The following is a 17,387-nucleotide window of genomic DNA, read 5'->3' as shown; positions in this document are numbered from 1 at the left end:
TATGCGGAATTTACCGGCCATACATTACAACATCAAAACGCTGACTGATAAGGGATAATCCCCTGGCTCAGCATTTGACTGGTTCCCAGACTATAGTTTGAACTCAGGCCCCGGAACTCAATGTTGAATGAAATCTGGTTGTCATATTTACTTGTATCGTTTTCCCAGCCATTGATCTTACGCTCATAGCCTAAACGGATGGCATAACAACAAGAACTGTATTGAACACCTAACAGTTGCTCAGCAGGTTTACGGTTACGGGTATCGTAGTAGTAAGCGCCGACCACTGACCATGCATCTGCGATAGGCCAGCTGGCAGTTGCGCCCGCCTGCGATATCCCGTTTTTGTAAATCGGGCTGTTCAGCAAGGATTCATCGTTCAGTGCTGCAGCAACATACTGAGGGCTGCTATAACGGTAACTCAACTGCACCATGCGGTCGGCGTCACGACGATATTCCAGTATCGCATTCCCCTGGGAGACATTATCCAGTTTGGTATCATATTGCAGACCCCCACGGACACCCCAGCGATCGCTGATCTTCCAGTACGTATCTCCGGCCCAGGTCAGGCTACCGGTGCTGTCTTCATCGTCGATTGATGCAATTCCCGTGCGTGCAGGGGTAAACGAATATATCTGACCCACAGAAATGTTAAATCGTTCAACCAGATTACTATCATAAATGCGGGAAGTAACCCCGGAGGCGACCTGATTCGCAGATGCGATGCGATCCAGACCGCTATAAGTCCGGTCACGGAACAGCCCGGTATAGTCAGTTTGTAATAAGGTCGAGTCGTAAGGATAGATATCGCTCTGATTACGGTAAGGCACATACAGGTACTGAACACGAGGTTCCAGGGTCTGGGTATACCCCGGAGACCAGTCCATGTCCCGGTCAAAGACCATCCGGCCATCGACTTTAAACTGCGGCATCGTCCGGTTGACGGAATCTTTCAGATTATAACGGGAGCCGTTTTCTGTCAGGTCACCGCTGTTGTAATCATCCAGGTTATCCTGCTGATAATGTGTCGCCAGCAGTTTTGCTTCGGTATTCAGGCTGGCCCAGCTGTTGGACAGAGGTAAGTCCAGGGTCGGTTCGACATGCAGACGGGTAGCCTGCGGATAACGCGGGTTGGTATTGGTAAAACGCGCCACCTGACCAAAGACATGGCCATCAAACGGGCCGATATCATTCTGATAAAGGTTAACATCAAGCTGCGGCAGGGTGCGGTAAATATTACTGTTGGTGCGTGAGAATGTCTGGAAGTCACGCGTGGATAAGGTAGCATCCCAGTGAGTATCGGCATAACCAATACTGAATTTCTGCGAGGCATAACCATCCGTTGAACTGTAATATTTCGAATCCAGGTCGTTAAAGTAGTAAGTATCACTGACTTTGGTGTAGTCGGCATTGAACCGCCAGTGTTGATCATAAACACCGGAATGGCGCCAGTAGAACAACCAGCGGTCAGAGCTGGCACTGTCGGCGATACCCCTCGCGGATTTTTCGTTGTTATATTGCTGATCCGAAGGCAGGTAATCCAGCTCCATCAGCCCGCCGCCTAATCCGGAAAGATAGCGGAATTCGTTTTGCAACTGCATCCCACGCTTGCTCATGTAATGAGGCGTGATCGTGGCATCCATTTGTGGCGCAATATTCCAGTAATACGGCAACATAAACTCGAAGCCGTTATTATTGCCATATTTCGCATTCGGGATCAGGAACCCTGAACGGCGGCGGTCACCGATCGGTAGTTGCAGGTAAGGGCTATAAAAAACAGGAACCGAACCGATTTTGAAACGGGCATTCCAGATTTCGGCGACTTCTTCCTGACGGTCCTGAATGATTTCAGAGCCGACCACACTCCAGCTATTACTGCCGGGCAGGCAGGAGGTAAAGCTGCCGTTTTCCAGGATGGTGTAGCGGTTATTATCACGCAGTTTCATCTGGGTCGCGGTGCCACGGCCCTGGCGTCCGACCATCTGATAATCGCCATTCCAGACGTTAGTATCTTTATTATTCAGGTTGGACCAGGCTTTTGAGCCCTTCAGAATTACCTGATTGTCGTCATAATGAACGTTGCCCAGTGCATCGACAGTACGGGTCGGTGTACTCTGGCCGGATTGCTCATTCTGATGAAGTTGTATTTCATCGGCCTGTAGCTGTCCGTTGCCCTGATTAACGATGACTTTACCGGAAAAAACGGAATTGTTCGGATACGTTCCCTTCGCCGAGTCAGAGTTGATGGTGACGGGTTGCTCATTAGGCGTTCCGCTGGTGAGCGGGCGATTATATGAGGGAACGCCCAGCATACATTGCGACATCAGGTCATCTGCAAGGGTATGCTGACTGTAGAGCGCTGCACCAATCATCGTGGCAAGCAGGGTAGGTATACGTTTATTCATACGCAGTATCTGGGATTCCGTTAAAACTGGCATCATGCCGACAATTGGCGAAGACTAACTTACCGCATTATGAAGCCGGTGTTAATCCTGATCTATCCGGTTTGCCGATAGGCGGTTGAGTAAATGACGGGTATGATAATGCAAATTTCGACCTGAAGCATGGCGAATTGAGGAGTTTATGCGCTATTGGGGTAAAGTAATTGGATTTATGGTGGGTCTTTTCTCTGGCGCCGGCTTTTGGGGCGTGGTTCTGGGGATGATGATTGGCCATGCCATCGATAAAGTCATGAGCAGTAAGGGGCAGGGATATTTTTCTGACAACCAGTCACGTCAGAACCTGTTTTTCCGCACCACATTTCAGGTGATGGGGCATCTGACCAAATCGAAAGGACGGGTCACCGAAGCGGATATTCAGGTCGCTTCCGCGTTTATGGATCGTCTGCAACTGCACGGAGAGTCCCGCCGATCGGCTCAGCAGGCATTCCGCGAAGGTAAAGACAGCCAGTATCCGTTACGTGAGAAGTTGCGGGAGTTTCGCAGTGCCTGTTTCGGACGTTTTGATCTGATCCGCATGTTTCTGGAAATCCAGGTTCAGGCGGCTTTCGCCGACGGAATTCTGCATCCCAGTGAACGGCAGGTCTTATATGTGATTGCCGAAGAACTCGGTATCTCCCGCGGACAGTTCGATCAGTTTCTGCGGATGATGGCGGGGGGCGAGCAGTTCTCCGGGGGGAGTTATTCCCGCCAGGAACAGTATCAGCACGCGCAGCGTGGTCCGACGCTGGAAGATGCCTGCAGTGTACTGGGTGTTAAGCCTGGTGACGATCCGACGACCATTAAGCGGGCGTACCGCAAACTGATGACTGAACATCATCCGGATAAACTGGTGGCGAAGGGATTACCGCCGGAGATGATGGAAATGGCGAAACAGAAGACACAAAAGATCCAGTCTGCTTACGACATGATCCGTAAAGAGAAAGGATTTAAATAGTCCGGGAACAGAGCCGTTACCGGTGCGGGAAACGGCTCTTTGAGTGACTGCCGGTCAGAAACCGGCAGGCTGGCGAAACGTCATCGGCGTGCCGTACGCCGGATGCGTGATCGTCAGTGATTCTGCATGCAGTAACAGACGATCGGCCATTGCTAAGGCTTCAGGATGTGCATAGAACCGGTCTCCCAGAATGGGGTGGCCCAGCGCCAGCATATGTACCCTGAGCTGATGTGAGCGCCCGGTAATGGGTTTCAGTTCGACCCGGCAACTGGCATCATCACAATACTCCATTACCCGCCATTCCGTCTGCGCCGCTTTCCCGGTGTCGAAGCACACTTTCTGCATCGGCCGGTTCGGCCAGTCACAGATCAGTGGCAGGTCGACCAGTCCCTTTTCTGCAGCCGGATGGCCCCAGATGCGGGCGATGTAGGTCTTCTGAGGTTCGCGCTCACGGAACTGACGTTTCAGTTCCCGTTCAGCGGCTTTGGTCAGAGCGACCACAATCACACCGCTGGTGGCCATATCCAGACGGTGAACCGACTGTGCCGCCGGATAATCACGCTGAACCCTGAGCATGATACTGTCATGGTGTTCCGGCAAACGCCCCGGCACGGACAACAGCCCGCTCGGTTTATTCACCACCATGATATGGCTGTCCTGGTAAAGGATATGCAGCCAGGGTTCGGTGGGAGGATTATAGGGTTCCATACACGTTTCCATCGGGGGCCGAAGCCCCCGTAACCGGTTACTGGTGGGTGACAACAATCAGCCGTAAAGCATCCAGCCGCCAGTTTGCCTGAGCCAGGCTTTCCATCACTTCCTGGCGGTTGGTTTCCAGTGCTTCGACTTCATCGTCACGGATATTCGGGTTCACTGCCTGCAGGGCACGTAACCTGTCCAGTTCAGCCGTCAGTGTCTCATCCGCCTGATGGCGGGCGTCTTCAATCACGGCCTGCGCATCGGCCACCACCAGTTCTTCCCCCCGGGTCAGGATCTGATAAACATCCTGCTGGACCGCATTCACCAGTTTGCTACCGGTATGACGGTTGACGGCACTCAACTGACGGTTGAAGCTTTCAAATTCAACCTTCGCCGCCAGGTTATTTCCGGCTTTATCCAGCATCAGGCGCAATGGCGTCGGTGGCAGGAATCGGGTCAGTTGCAGGTGTTTCGGTGCCTGTGCTTCCACCACATAGACCAGTTCAACCAGCAAGGTCCCGACCGGTAGTGCTTTATTTTTCAGTAAGGAAATGGCGCTGCTGCCGGTATCACCGGACAGGATCAGGTCCAGACCATTACGAATCAATGGATGTTCCCAGGTAATAAACTGGGTATCCTCGCGGGAAAGCGCCTGTTCACGGTCAAAGGTGACAGTACAGCCTTCTTCCGGTAACCCCGGGAAGTCCGGCACCAGCATATGATCCGACGGCGTCAGGACAATCAGGTTATCACTGCGGTCTTCCTGATTAATACCGACGATATCGAACAGATTCAGGGCAAAATTCACCAGTTCGGTATCGTTATCCTGCGCGGCGATGGCCTCTGCCAACCCGACAGCGGCTTCACCCCCGTTGGAGTTTAGCTCCAGCAGACGGTCACGCCCCTGTTCCAGCTGTGCTTTCATAGCATCATGTTGCTGACGGCAGTCGGCAATAAATTCATCCAGCCCTTCGGTTTTTTCCGGTGCGGCCAGATACGTCAGCAACTGCGGATGTACCTGGTCATAGACCGTACGTCCGGTCGGGCAGGTATGCTCAAAGGCATCCAGCCCTTCGTGGAACCAGCGCAGCAATACGGCCTGAGCGGTGTTTTCCAGCCAGGGAACCAGGATCTGAATGTCGTTCTGTTGCCCGATGCGATCCAGACGTCCGATACGTTGTTCCAGCAGATCCGGGTTGAAAGGCAGGTCAAACATGACCAGCCGGCTGGCGAACTGGAAGTTACGTCCTTCAGAACCGATTTCCGAACACAGCAGCACCTGTGCACCTTCTTCCTGTGAAGCAAAGAACGCCGACGCTCTGTCACGTTCAATAATCGACAGGCCTTCGTGGAAAACGGCGGCACGGATACCTTCCCGCTCACGCAGGAATTGTTCCAGTTGCAGTGCCGTCGCGGCTTTGGCGCAGATCACCAGCACTTTCTCTTTACGGTTTTCCAGCAGATAGTCGGTCAGCCATTCGACACGGGGGTCAAAGGCCCACCAGGTACCGGAGTCGCCTTCAAACTCCTGATAAATCTGCTCAGGGTAGAGCATATCGCGGGCGCGTTCTTCGGCGCTTTTACGGCTGCCCATGATCCCGGAGACCTTGATGGCCGTCTGGTATTGCGAAGGCAGCGGCAGACGGAATTGCTGCAACTGACGTGAAGGGAAGCCTTTCACACCCTGACGGGTATTACGGAACAGAACGCGGCTGGTACCGTGGCGATCCATCAGCAGAGAGACCAGTTTTTTACGAGCCTCAAGGCGCAGTTCATCGCCGCTGTTTGCCCGGGCGATCAGTGCGGAAATATCCTGGTCACTGATCAGGTCATTGATCATCGCTTCTTCACTGGTCGCGATAGGGGTATCCGCCAGTAAGGAGGTGACGGCATTGGCGACCGGCTGGTATTGCTCCTGTTCTTCAACAAAAGACTGATAGTCGTGGAAACGGTCCGGATCCAGCAGGCGCAGACGGGCAAAATGGCTTTCCATACCCAGCTGCTCCGGAGTGGCGGTCAGCAGCAACACACCAGGAATGTTTTCAGCCAGTTTCTCGACCACCAGATATTCACGGCCAGGTTTACCTTCAGACCAGGACAGGTGGTGGGCTTCATCGACCACCAGCAGATCCCATTCCGCCTCAGACATCGCTTCCAGGCGCTGCCGGTTCTTACAGGCAAAATCGAGCGAACAGATGACCAGCTGTTCGGTAAAGAACGGGTTGCTGGTGTCAAACTGTGCTTCGTTGTAGCGGTCATCATCGAACAGCGCAAAGCGCAGGTTGAAACGACGCAGCATTTCAACCAGCCACTGGTGCTGTAGCGTTTCAGGGACCACGATCAGTACACGTTCAGCACGGCCCGCCAGTAGCTGCTGCTGAATGATCATCCCGGCTTCAATGGTTTTTCCAAGGCCGACTTCATCGGCCAGTAACACGCGCGGTGCATGGCGACGGCCCACATCGTGGGCAATATGCAGCTGATGCGGGATCAGGTTCGTCCGCATGCCGCGCATACCACTGACGGGCAGACGATATTGCGCACTCTGATATTTACGGGCGCGGAAACGCAAGGCAAAGCGATCCATCCGATCGAGCTGACCGGCAAATAACCTGTCCTGAGGTTTGCTGAATACCAGTTTACTGTCGAGCATGACTTCACGCAGGCTGACATCATTTTCCTGAGTATCCGTACGTGTCCCGGTGTAGGTCATGACACCGTCATTATCCCGGACACTTTCTACGGTTAACTGCCAGCCTTCATGGCTGGTGATGGTATCGCCCGGGTTAAAGATGACCCGGGTAATAGGAGAATCATTACGGGCATACAGTCTGTTTTCGCCAGTAGCCGGAAAAAGTAAAGTGACCATACGTGCATCGATAGCGACGACCGTCCCCAGTCCAAGTTCACTTTCTGTATCACTAATCCAGCGCTGACCAAGTGTAAAAGGCATAAATAATTAGCTCGATTCTCTTAACGTGTAAAAAGATATTCATGCGCTGCAGGCAATAGCATGGCGACCAGACAAAAGGTCTGGTAAATAAAATGCAGAGCAATGAGATTCAGGGAGGGCGCTATGGTACTGGAAGGTGAGCCATTCGTCACCTATCAAAACAGTCCCAGCTGCCCGGTAATCAGTGTGTTGAAGTCGCCGCCGACAAACCCGAGTATGCCGTCCGCCACAGGTTCCAGCTGACGTGTCAGGTAATGATCATAATCCAGCGGGGCACTGCGGGCATTCAGGGGTTCCGGCCCGCGGGTGGTCATCACATAACGGATGGTCCCGCCTTTCTGATACCGTAACGGGTGTCCGGCCTTACGGGCATAGTCATCAGACAGCCTGGCGGCCCGCGCATGGGGCGGCACATTTCGCTGGTACTCATCCAGCGGACGCCGTAACCGCTTGCTGTAAATTAATTTATCATCCAGTTCACCCGCCATCAGTTGAGCCACCGTGTCCCGGACATATTGCTGCCAGGGCTCGCGCCGGAAAATCAGGGAATACAGCGTTTGCTGGAACTCTTTGGCCAGTGGGGTCCAGTCCGTACGGACCGTCTCCAGCCCTTTAAAAACAATCTGGTCCCGGCCGTGATGATTCACCCGGCCGGCATAACGCTTTTTACTGCCCTGTTCGGCACCCCGGATGGTGGGCATCAGAAAACGGCAATAATGGGTTTCGTATTCCAGCTCAAGGGCGCTGTCCAGCTGAAACTGTTGTGCGAGCTGCTGCTTCCACCAGTCATTGACGCTGGCGGCCAGCTGGCGGCCAATTTCCTCCGCCCGGGCTTCGCTGTGGGCCGTTTTCAGCCAGACAAAGGTCGAGTCGGTATCGCCGTAAATCACGCGGTATCCCTGTTGTTCAATAAAATCACGGGTCTTTTGCATAATTTCGTGACCGCGCAGGGTGATGGAGGAGGCCAGCCGCGGATCAAAGAACCGGCAGGAAGGGGTTCCCAGCACACCGTAAAACGCATTCATAATGATTTTCAGCGCCTGGGAGAGTGGCTGATTATTCTGCCGTTTTGCCTGTTCACGGTTTTGCCAGATCTGCCCGACGATATCCGGCAGGCAGAAGGTCTGCCGTGAGAAACGGGCATCCAGAAAACCGGGCACCGAAGTGTCATCCGCAGGGTGCGCCATGCCTTCCACCAGTCCGACCGGATCGATCAGAAAGGTTTTGATGATGGAGGGGTACAGACTCTTATAGTCCAGCACCAGCACGGAGTCATATAATCCCGGGCTTGAGTCCATCACATACCCGCCTGGGCTGGCGGCCGGAGCAACTTCACCGGTATTGGGCGCGACATAACCGGCCCGATGCATCCGCGGGATATAGAGGTGGCTGAAAGAGGCGACGGAGCCGCCGTGACGATCGGCCTGCAGCCCGTTCACACTGCTGCGTTCCAGCAGGAAGGGCATCAGGCGGGTATGGAGGAAGATCCGCGTGACAAGCTCGCAGTCCCGCAGGTTATAACGCGCCAGGGCCGGTTTATCGGCGGCAAAACGTTGATTGATCTCCGCCATCCGGTTGCCCGGCTCATCAATAAATTTGCCCTCGCCAAACAGCGTTTGTGAGACATTCTCCAGACTAAAGGAATCGAAATTCATAAAGGCCGATTTGAGTGCCTCAATACCATCAATGATCAGCCGGCCGGCCGCCTGAGCAATATAGGTGCCGGGTTTAAAACCATGTTCCCGCCACTCAAGGGGGACGCCGCCGCGTCCGGCCAGCAGAGGGATCTGATACCGGTCAGCCTGTTTTTGTAAAACGCGTAAATCGAACTGGATCACATTCCAGCCGATAATGACATCCGGATCGTGGTCGGTGAACCACTGGTTCAGCCTCTCCAGCAGTTCCCTGCGGGTAGGGACATACTCCAGGGTGAAATCCACTGCCTGTCCACCGGGCGTCGGGGGGCCGAGCATTATCACCCGCCGTTCACCACAGCCCTCAATACCGATGCAGTACAACTCGCCATGCTCGTTGGTTTCGATATCGAGTGACATCCAGGTCAGGGACGGACGATAGTCCGGGTGAGGTTTGAGCCGTGCCTCATCGATCAGACCGTCACGGGCCACACCACTGAACCAGACCGGCGCCGTAATAAAGCGTTCCATCAGGTAGCGGTCCGGTGGACGGATATCGGCTTCAGCCACCGGAATGGCATTTTCCCGTAACAATTTTTCAAACCGTTGCAGTTGACGATATTGCGAACAATACAGGCCGGCCTGTGGCTGCCGATGGAAGTCGAGCAATTGCAGTGGACTCAGCCGGAACGCTTTTTCCCGCGACAGCAATCCCCGGGCTTTTTCGCAAGCGGACTGTGGTATAAAGGCAACCGCCTGCTGAGCCGGCACGCGCACTTTTACCGGCCCGGAATCGGTGGCCAGCCAGAAATAAAGTTCGATGCCCCGGGGGGTATCCCGCCAGTGACGGGTTAATAAAAAACCAGCTTGAGGATTGTTCACAAAGACTCCGGTGTTGCAGAGTCTTCAGTATAGCACAGGGGGCAGGGAGCCCGGTGAGACGCAAGGGGCAGGGATGTTTTGTATCTGTTTGTATTTAACCGAACACTTAGCTTGACGTTCCCGGGCTTGCTCAGGACAATCCAGGCTCTGTTTACTTGAGGAATCTTTATGGAAGTCTGGATCCAACATCTGCTTACCCAATCGCTGGAGTGGGCCCTGTTTGCGGTCGCGGTAGTGACTTTTTTTGAGTCACTGGCCCTGGTCGGGTTAGTCCTGCCCGGCACCGTAATGATGGCGAGCCTGGGAGCGTTGATCGGCAGTGGCAAGATCGGGCTGTATCCTGCCTGGGGGGCCGGATTCATCGGATGCCTGCTGGGAGACTGGATTTCCTTTTATATTGGCTGGCGTTTCAAAGGTCCGCTGCATCGCTGGAAGTACCTGCAAAAATACCGGAAATTGCTGGATAAAACCGAGCATGCCCTCAACGAGCACAGTATTGCCACCCTCCTGATCGGTCGTTTTGTCGGTCCGACCCGTCCGCTGATCCCGATGCTGGCAGGAATGCTGGAACTGCCGGTGAAAAAATTTCTGCCACCGAATATTGCCGGTTGTCTGCTATGGCCGCCGGTGTATCTGTTACCGGGCATCCTGGCCGGTGTGGCGATTGATGCACCGCATACCGCACAGAGCAGCGATTTTAAGTGGCTGTTACTGGCGGAAGCGGTAATGATCTGGCTGGCGGCGTGGTCTGGCTGGCGGTGGGTCCGCGCTATCAAAAGTAAAAAAACCGTGAGCGGATTTTTAACGACAAAACGTCTGCACTGGCTGGCCCCGTTACTGATTATTCTGGCGATTGGCGGATTTGTCGCACTTCAGTTCCATCCGATGATGCCGGGGTTCCGTCATCTGTTATGGCGTGTCTTTATTGCCTGATCCCGGGGGGGTAAAGCCCGGGATCACTGCGTCGCCAGGGGCATCGACCTCCCGGGCGACATGCCCGTCACGGATAACAATGGCCCGATCCGCAATCCGGCGGATATCATCCTGATGGTGGGTGACCATTAACAGGGTGATCGTATGTTCACGACAGAGCTGATCCGTCAGGGTGATCATTTCCTGCCGCAGGTGCGGGTCCAGGGCAGAAAACGGCTCGTCCAGCAGTAACAAAGGGCGCTGGCGTAACAAACAACGGGCCAGCGCTACCCGCTGACGCTGGCCGCCGGACAACTGCCCCGGCAGACGGTCTGCTAACCCGTCCAGTCCCACCTGCAGGAGAATATCACTGATCTGCTTTTTCTGTGATGGAGTCAGGCGCAGACCGGGGTGCAGACCTAACCCGAGATTCTGCTGTACATTCAGATGCGCAAACAGATTATTTTCCTGAAACAGCATTGAGACCGGACGTTCAGCCGGCGGCAGGCCGGTACAGGCTTTGCCGTCTATCCATAACTCTCCCCCGGTGACCGGCAAAAACCCCGCAATCAGGCTTAGTAGCGTACTTTTTCCGGCACCGCTTGGCCCGAGGATGGCAAGCCGTTCGCCTTTCGCGGCCTGCAAAGTAAAGCTCAGTGTCCGGGACTGATAGCGGTAGCTCAGGTCATTCAGTGTCAGCATGGGTTCCTGCTATTTTTTCAATCAGTGAGAAAAGAATAAAACATACCAGCAGCAGTACTAAGGCGGTGATGGCTCCCTGTTGCTGCCGGTAGGCTCCTATCTGCTGATACAGATAAAACGGTAACGTCCGGAAATCATCGTTACCGAACAGAGAAATAACCCCGAAATCGCCGACCGAGAGGACACTGGCAAAGGCCAGTGCCTGAGCCAGAGGACGTTTTAATGCCGGGTACTCGACCAACCGGAGTCGCCGCCAGCCGGTAACATCCAGGGACAGGCACAGCCAGCTGTAGTTGCGGGCGATATCCCGCATCGGATTATCCAGGATCTTTATGGCGTAGGGCATCGCCATCAGGGCATTGGTGACAATAATGATCGATGCGGGTGAGTCGGGGATGCCTGTAGTGGCATTAAAAAACATAAAGAAGCCGCTGGCCAGCACAATACCCGGCATCGCCAGGATCAGCATACCACTGGTTTCCAGCACTCTGGCGGGAAACAGTTGCTCACGTAAACGAAGTTCACGGCTGCTCCACAGCAGCATAACGGTCAGGACCGTGGCCAGTAAACCGGCCCGCAAGGCAATACTGACGGAGGTCAGCGTGGCCTGCCAGAGCGCGGGTTGTTGCAGTGAGGGAAGTATAGCGCCGTTAATACCGTTAATGATCACCGCCAGCACCGGGGGAACCAGTAATATCAGGGCCAGCAGGATCCAGGCACTGTCAGACAACCGTGCCAGCCACCGCTGTTCCGGCGCGCGCCAGGGGGACATCAGAGAGGTGTTACCGGTCAGCACCGTATTCAGCCGCAGACTGATCACGACCAGTGTCAGACAAAAACCTAACTGAACCAGTGCCAGTATTGCCGCTTTTGCCGGGTCGAAGTCATAACTCAGGGCCTGATAGATTGCCAGTTCAAGCGTGGTGGCGCGGGGGCCGCCCCCCAGCGCAAGGACAATGGCAAAGCTTGAAAAACAGAGCATAAAAATCAGTGCGGCCACCGGCAACAACTGGCGCTTAAGCCAGGGCCACTCCAGCCAGCGGAACAGATTCAGCCCCTGCATATTAAGCTGAGCGGCCAGCTGACGTTGTTCGGCCGGGATCTGTTCAAAGGTCTGTAACAGAAGCCGGGCCGCCATAGGCAGATTAAAAAAGACATGGGCCAGTAAGATGCCTGGTAGCCCGTAAAGCGAAAAGGTATAGCGCAGGCCCAGCCAGGCACAAGCCTGCGCCAGCCAGCCGTCACGTCCATAGACACTGATAATGCCAAACACCGCAACCAGTACCGGTAATACCAGCGTCATGGCACACAGGCGAAGTAACCAGCGTCGTCCCGGGAAGCGACGACGATAGAGTGCTCTGGCTACCGGTAGGGCCAGCAGAACGGAGAGGGCCGTGGAAAGCGTCGCCTGTTCAAACGAGAAGCGGACGACGTGCCACAGGTAAGGGTCGGAAAGCAGATTCAGCCAGCGTACCTGCGGAGCATTGTAGAACAGGCTTGCCAGTGCGAGCAGCGCGACACAGCAACTTAACAGGGCTGCAAGCAGCCCGGGAATAAGCCAGCGGGGCATTACTGACTCACTGCATTTTGCCACGCATCCACCCAGGCTTCACGGTGTTCAGCGACCTGCGCAGGGGAATATTGCAGGGCCGTTTTTGGCACCACCAGGGACTGATAACCGGCAGGTAATGGCATTTTTATGACCGGATACATCCAGTTGCCTTCCGGCAAGGTTTTCTGGAAGGCCGGACCGGTGACAAATTGCATAAACTCTTTTGCCAATGCGGGTTGCGGGCTGTTCTTCAGACGTGCGGCAACTTCCACTTCCATATAATGGCCTTCACTGAAGTCTGCGGCGGCGTAATTCGTTTTATGTTCTTCGATGATATGGTACGCCGGCGACGTGGTGTAACTGAGGACCAGGTCGCTTTCCCCTTTCAGGAACAGGCTGTAGGCTTCACTCCAGCCACGGGTGACGGTGACGGTTTTCGCCGCCAGTTTCTTCCAGGCGGCAGGGGCGTTATCGCCATAGACCTTTTGCATCCATAGCAGCAGGCCCAGCCCCGGGGTGCTGGTGCGCGGATCTTCATAGATGACGCGCCATTTTTCAGGGCTTTCAACCAGCTGTTTCAGGCTGGTGGGCGGGTTCTTCAGCGTTTTTTTATTATAGACAAAGGCAAAGTAGCCATAGTCATAAGGCACGAATGTTTTGCTGGTCCAGCCACCTGGCACGGTAAGCTGATCGGTGCTGACGTCTGACGGGGCGAACAGTCCGGTTTTTTCTGCGGAATCCATCAGGTTATTGTCGAGTCCGATAACCACATCGGCTTTACTGTGGCGGCCTTCCATGCGCAGGCGGTTGAGCAGAGCCACGCCATCACCCAGCGCGACATATTTAAGCTCGCAGCCACAACTGGCTTCAAAGGCTTTTTTTACCGCCGGTCCGGGGCCCCAGTCTGATGAAAAAGAGTCATAGGTATAAACGGTCAGCACCGGTTTGGCGGCCAGCGCCGGGGTACAGACAACCAGTAAAACGGGCAGGATTTTTTTTAACACTTTGCGCTCCTTGAGGCATTATTTAGCAAGGCGCAAAGGATCTGAGGGGGCTGACTCTCAAATCCCTACGCCGGTATTAACCGGATCAGGTTCGACGGGTATCTCTCAGCATTCACATGCACCCCGTTGAGAACGGCTTATTCTATGTAATTCTGCAGGGCGGGGGAAGCCCGGCGTGAAGCGTGGGGAGGCGCGGTCACGATGACGTCCACGGTTTTCAGCAGACGGTGCCTGTTACCTGCTCGCCGGAAACCGCAGAATTTTGTTATCGTCCCGGTTTATTCACGATATTCTGCGGTACACAGGGCCATTCCGGTGTAGATTATCCACCGGACCTCAGGTCACGCTGTCCCGTGTCTTAACGCAATGTTGTCTCATCTTATCCGGATATTTTTATGGAAACCCCTGAAAGGTTGCCTGCAAAAGGCAATACCGTGTTTATCTTTTTTATGCTGGTCACCTTTTTTGTCAGTATTGCCGGAGCCTTGCAGGCACCGACGCTGAGTCTGTTTCTCAGCCATGAACTGCATGCCAAACCGTTTATGGTCGGTGCATTTTTTACGGTCAATGCGGTGACAGGAATTATTGTCAGCTTCCTGCTGGCCCGACGATCGGATAAACAGGGCGACCGGCGCAACTTACTGATGCTTTGCTGCCTGATGGCGCTTGGCAACGCGATCGTTTTTGCCTTTACCCGCAGTTACTGGGTACTGATCACGCTCGGACTGATACTGTCAGCCTTTTCCACGGTCGTGATGCCGCAGATTTTTGCCCTCGCCCGGGAATATGCGGATCATACTTCCCGTGAGGTGGTGATGTTCAGTTCGCTGATGCGCGCGCAGATGTCGCTGGCATGGGTGATCGGCCCGCCGATTTCTTTTGCACTGGCCCTGAATTATGGCTTTATTGTGCTCTATCTGGTGGCGGCCGCTTTATTTTTACTGGCACTGGGGTTTATCCGTTTTACTCTGCCCTCGGTACCGAAAGTCTTTCCCCCCGCGGATATTGCCCGCAGCGCGGTGACCGGCTGGAAAAACAGCCATGTTCGTCGCCTGTTTATCGCCTCGGTCCTGATGTGGATCTGTAATCTGATGTATATCATCGATATGCCGCTCTATATCAGTCAAACCCTCGGGATGCCGGAGAAAATGGCCGGGGTCTTTATGGGAACGGCGGCCGGGCTGGAGATCCCGATCATGCTGCTGGCCGGATTACTGGCCAAACGGGTAGGTAAACGTCCTCTGGTTCTGCTGGCGGTGATGGCCGGGGTACTGTTTTATCCGGGCATGCTAATGTTTCCCACCCGCGGAGCGATGCTGGCATTACAGTTATTAAATGCCATCTTTATCGGCATCGTTGCCGGCCTGGTCATGCTCTGGTTCCAGGATCTGATGCCGGGTAAAGCGGGTGCCGCGACGACGATGTTTACCAACTCGGTGTCGACCGGGATGATTTTTGCCGGATTATTGCAGGGAATTCTCAGTGACTGGCTGGGGCATCGGGCCATTTACGGGCTGGCATCGGGGCTGATCCTGCTGGCGCTGGTACTGATCTGGCGGGTGAAAGAGCCTGTTCAGGGCTGATTTCCCCCCTCCTGAGGGGAGGGGGAAGTGCTAAAACTGTGGCTCAGTGCGACTTAACGCAGGAAAGCAGGCTGTGCAGACTCGTACGAGGAGATAGCCTCCTCATGCTGCAAGGTCAGACCGATGCTGTCCAGTCCATTGATCATGCAATGGCGGCGGAAGCTGTCCAGGGTAAACGGATAGACGTTGTCACCGGCAGAGATCACCAGTTTCTCCAGGTCTACGACAAATTCGATGCCCGGTTCTGCTTTCACCAGACGGAACAACTCGTCCACTTCAGCCTCGGTCAGGGTGACCGGCAGCAGCTGGTTATTGAAGCTGTTTCCGTAAAAAATATCGGCGAAAGAAGGCGCGATCACCACACGGAATCCAAAATCGGTCAGTGCCCAGGGGGCATGTTCGCGTGACGATCCGCAACCAAAGTTTTCACGGGCCAGCAGAATGCTGGCACCTTTAAACTCAGGTTTATTCAGTACAAACTCCGGGTTAGGCACCTGACCGGCATCATCCAGAAAACGCCAGTCATTAAACAGATGCTGCCCGAAACCGGTACGGGTCACTTTCTGCAAAAATTGCTTAGGAATAATGGCATCGGTATCGACGTTAGCCGCATCCAGCGGGGCAACAATACCGGTATGTTGGGTAAATTTACTGGCCATAAAGTCTTCCTTAATTCAGTTCACGAATATCGGCGAAGCGGCCGGTGACGGCAGCTGCAGCAGCCATGGCCGGGCTGACCAGGTGGGTACGTCCGCCACGGCCCTGACGCCCTTCGAAGTTACGGTTGCTGGTAGAGGCACAACGCTCACCGGCATTCAGACGGTCATTATTCATCGCCAGACACATGGAACAGCCAGGCAGACGCCATTCAAACCCGGCATCGATAAATATTTTGTCCAGGCCTTCTTCTTCTGCCTGGGCTTTCACCGGACCGGAGCCCGGAACCACCATGGCAACGATCCCCGGAGCGACCTTACGTCCCTTCGCGATCGCGGCGGCTGCCCGCAAATCTTCGATACGTGAGTTAGTACAGGAACCGATAAAGACTTTATCAATGGCAACGTCGGTCAGTCTGACGCCCGCATCCAGCCCCATATAAGCCAGTGCTTTTTCAGCGGAAGCGCGCTCGACCGGGTCACTAAAGGATTCCGGTGCCGGGATCGGCTGGTTAATGGCAATGACCTGGCCCGGGTTGGTTCCCCAGGTGACCTGAGGGGCAATGTCTGCGGCATCCAGGGTGACGACCGCGTCAAAAACGGCATCGCTGTCCGATTTCAGACCCTGCCAGTAAGCCACCGCCTGTTCCCATTTTTCACCCTTCGGCGAGAACTGACGGCCTTTCAGGTAAGTAAAGGTAGTTTCATCCGGGGCGACCAGGCCTGCTTTGGCGCCCATTTCGATCGCCATGTTACACAGGGTCATCCTGCCTTCCATGCTCAGGGCTTCGATCGCCGGACCACAGAACTCGACGACATGCCCGGTACCGCCGGCACTGCCGGTTTTACCAATCACGGCCAGCACGATGTCTTTTGCGGTGATCCCCGGCGCAGCATCGCCGGTCACTTCAATTTTCATGGTTTTAGCACGACCCTGTTTCAGGGTCTGGGTGGCCATAACATGTTCCACCTCTGAGGTACCGATACCAAAGGCCAGCGACCCGAACGCGCCGTGGGTGGCGGTATGGGAGTCACCACAGACAATGGTCATCCCCGGCAACGTCATACCCTGCTCAGGGCCGATGACATGCACAATGCCCTGGAAGGGATGATTCAGGTCATATAACTGTACGCCGAACTCTTCGCAGTTTTTAATTAACTCCTGCATCTGAATACGCGCCATCTCACCGGAAGCATTAATATTACGGGTCTCCGTGGAGACGTTGTGATCCATGGTGGCGAAGGTTTTTGAAGGCTGACGCAGCGGGCGTCCCTGTGCACGCAGGCCATCAAATGCCTGCGGAGAGGTCACTTCATGGACCAGGTGACGGTCGATATACAGTAACGGTGTTTCATTCGGGGCTTCATAAACGACATGTGCATCAAATAACTTCTGGTATAAGGTCTTGCTCAT

At 54.6% G+C, this 17,387-nt stretch carries 12 protein-coding genes and 1 riboswitch; of the genes, 3 read left to right on the top strand and 9 right to left on the bottom strand.

Features of this window, described 5'->3' with window-relative positions; translation table 11 throughout:
* Nucleotides 1-32: 32 nt before the first annotated feature.
* The gene (gene lptD / locus JK223_RS04770; protein WP_212713078.1) at nt 33-2,405 is read right to left on the bottom strand and encodes an LPS assembly protein LptD; all 2,373 of its coding nucleotides are present in this window, start codon (nt 2,403-2,405) and stop codon (nt 33-35) included.
* A 178-nt stretch (nt 2,406-2,583) separates the two neighbouring features.
* Here lptD and djlA point away from each other — a divergent pair, with 178 nt between their 5' ends.
* Entirely contained in the window at nt 2,584-3,396 is an 813-nt protein-coding gene (gene djlA, locus JK223_RS04765) for a co-chaperone DjlA (RefSeq protein WP_212713077.1), read from the top strand.
* Between the two features lie 54 nt (nt 3,397-3,450).
* Here djlA and rluA read toward each other — a convergent pair whose 3' ends face one another.
* The 3 genes from rluA to JK223_RS04750 form a co-directional block, all read right to left on the bottom strand.
* Nucleotides 3,451-4,104: a bifunctional tRNA pseudouridine(32) synthase/23S rRNA pseudouridine(746) synthase RluA gene (gene rluA, locus JK223_RS04760; protein WP_212713076.1), complete on the bottom strand. Its 654-nt coding sequence runs from the start codon at nt 4,102-4,104 to the stop codon at nt 3,451-3,453.
* Between the two features lie 37 nt (nt 4,105-4,141).
* Nucleotides 4,142-7,048 carry an RNA polymerase-associated protein RapA gene (gene rapA, locus JK223_RS04755; RefSeq protein WP_212713075.1) on the bottom strand — a complete coding sequence of 969 codons (2,907 nt, stop codon included), beginning with the start codon at nt 7,046-7,048 and terminating at the stop codon, nt 4,142-4,144.
* Between the two features lie 155 nt (nt 7,049-7,203).
* Entirely contained in the window at nt 7,204-9,564 is a 2,361-nt protein-coding gene (locus tag JK223_RS04750) for a DNA polymerase II (RefSeq protein WP_212713074.1), read from the bottom strand.
* A gap of 168 nt (nt 9,565-9,732) precedes the next feature.
* On the opposite strand from JK223_RS04750, the gene JK223_RS04745 reads away from it, so the two are divergent.
* Nucleotides 9,733-10,497 (top strand): DedA family protein, encoded by a 765-nt coding sequence (locus JK223_RS04745; RefSeq protein WP_212713073.1) that lies wholly within the window; start codon nt 9,733-9,735, stop codon nt 10,495-10,497.
* On the opposite strand, the gene thiQ is transcribed toward JK223_RS04745, so the two are convergent.
* From thiQ to thiB, 3 genes are read right to left on the bottom strand one after another with little or no spacing between them, the layout of a single operon-like run.
* Nucleotides 10,474-11,178, bottom strand: coding sequence for a thiamine ABC transporter ATP-binding protein ThiQ (gene thiQ, locus JK223_RS04740; RefSeq protein WP_212713072.1), 705 nt, complete (start codon nt 11,176-11,178; stop codon nt 10,474-10,476). The two genes, JK223_RS04745 and thiQ, sit on opposite strands and share 24 nt — an antisense overlap.
* Nucleotides 11,162-12,772, bottom strand: a complete 1,611-nt coding sequence (thiP, locus tag JK223_RS04735; protein ID WP_212713071.1) for a thiamine/thiamine pyrophosphate ABC transporter permease ThiP — start codon at nt 12,770-12,772, stop codon at nt 11,162-11,164. The genes thiQ and thiP overlap by 17 nt, the downstream gene beginning before the upstream one ends.
* A complete protein-coding gene (gene thiB / locus JK223_RS04730; protein WP_212713070.1) occupies nt 12,748-13,734 on the bottom strand; it encodes a thiamine ABC transporter substrate binding subunit in 987 nt (328 codons plus the stop codon). The genes thiP and thiB overlap by 25 nt, the downstream gene beginning before the upstream one ends.
* A 44-nt stretch (nt 13,735-13,778) precedes the next feature.
* A riboswitch (TPP riboswitch) is annotated at nt 13,779-13,870 on the bottom strand.
* A gap of 259 nt (nt 13,871-14,129) precedes the next feature.
* Between thiB and JK223_RS04725 the strand changes: the two genes are divergently transcribed.
* A complete protein-coding gene (locus tag JK223_RS04725; RefSeq protein WP_212713069.1) occupies nt 14,130-15,317 on the top strand; it encodes an MFS transporter in 1,188 nt (395 codons plus the stop codon).
* Between the two features lie 53 nt (nt 15,318-15,370).
* Here JK223_RS04725 and leuD read toward each other — a convergent pair whose 3' ends face one another.
* Both leuD and leuC read right to left on the bottom strand, forming a co-directional pair.
* On the bottom strand, nt 15,371-15,976 hold the full coding sequence (leuD, locus tag JK223_RS04720) for a 3-isopropylmalate dehydratase small subunit (protein WP_212713068.1): 606 nt from the start codon (nt 15,974-15,976) through the stop codon (nt 15,371-15,373).
* Nucleotides 15,977-15,986: 10 nt separating this feature from the next.
* Nucleotides 15,987-17,387 carry a 3-isopropylmalate dehydratase large subunit gene (gene leuC / locus JK223_RS04715; RefSeq protein ID WP_212713067.1) on the bottom strand — a complete coding sequence of 467 codons (1,401 nt, stop codon included), beginning with the start codon at nt 17,385-17,387 and terminating at the stop codon, nt 15,987-15,989.

It is taken from the genome of Tatumella sp. JGM118, assembly GCF_018257515.1.
GTDB lineage: Bacteria > Pseudomonadota > Gammaproteobacteria > Enterobacterales > Enterobacteriaceae > Tatumella > Tatumella terrea.
Note: the sequence above shows the minus strand (reverse complement) of the source record. Positions and strands in the feature narration are given on the sequence as shown.

What these genes read in the sequence shown, in the direction of transcription:
- lptD (WP_212713078.1), bottom strand. Translation starts at nt 2,405, where the DNA reads ATGAATAAACGTATACCTACCCTGCTTGCCACGATGATTGGTGCAGCG.
- djlA (WP_212713077.1), top strand. Translation starts at nt 2,584, where the DNA reads ATGCGCTATTGGGGTAAAGTAATTGGATTTATGGTGGGTCTTTTCTCT.
- rluA (WP_212713076.1), bottom strand. Translation starts at nt 4,104, where the DNA reads ATGGAACCCTATAATCCTCCCACCGAACCCTGGCTGCATATCCTTTAC.
- rapA (WP_212713075.1), bottom strand. Translation starts at nt 7,048, where the DNA reads ATGCCTTTTACACTTGGTCAGCGCTGGATTAGTGATACAGAAAGTGAA.
- JK223_RS04745 (WP_212713073.1), top strand. Translation starts at nt 9,733, where the DNA reads ATGGAAGTCTGGATCCAACATCTGCTTACCCAATCGCTGGAGTGGGCC.
- thiQ (WP_212713072.1), bottom strand. Translation starts at nt 11,178, where the DNA reads ATGCTGACACTGAATGACCTGAGCTACCGCTATCAGTCCCGGACACTG.
- JK223_RS04725 (WP_212713069.1), top strand. Translation starts at nt 14,130, where the DNA reads ATGGAAACCCCTGAAAGGTTGCCTGCAAAAGGCAATACCGTGTTTATC.
- leuD (WP_212713068.1), bottom strand. Translation starts at nt 15,976, where the DNA reads ATGGCCAGTAAATTTACCCAACATACCGGTATTGTTGCCCCGCTGGAT.
- leuC (WP_212713067.1), bottom strand. Translation starts at nt 17,387, where the DNA reads ATGAGCAAGACCTTATACCAGAAGTTATTTGATGCACATGTCGTTTAT.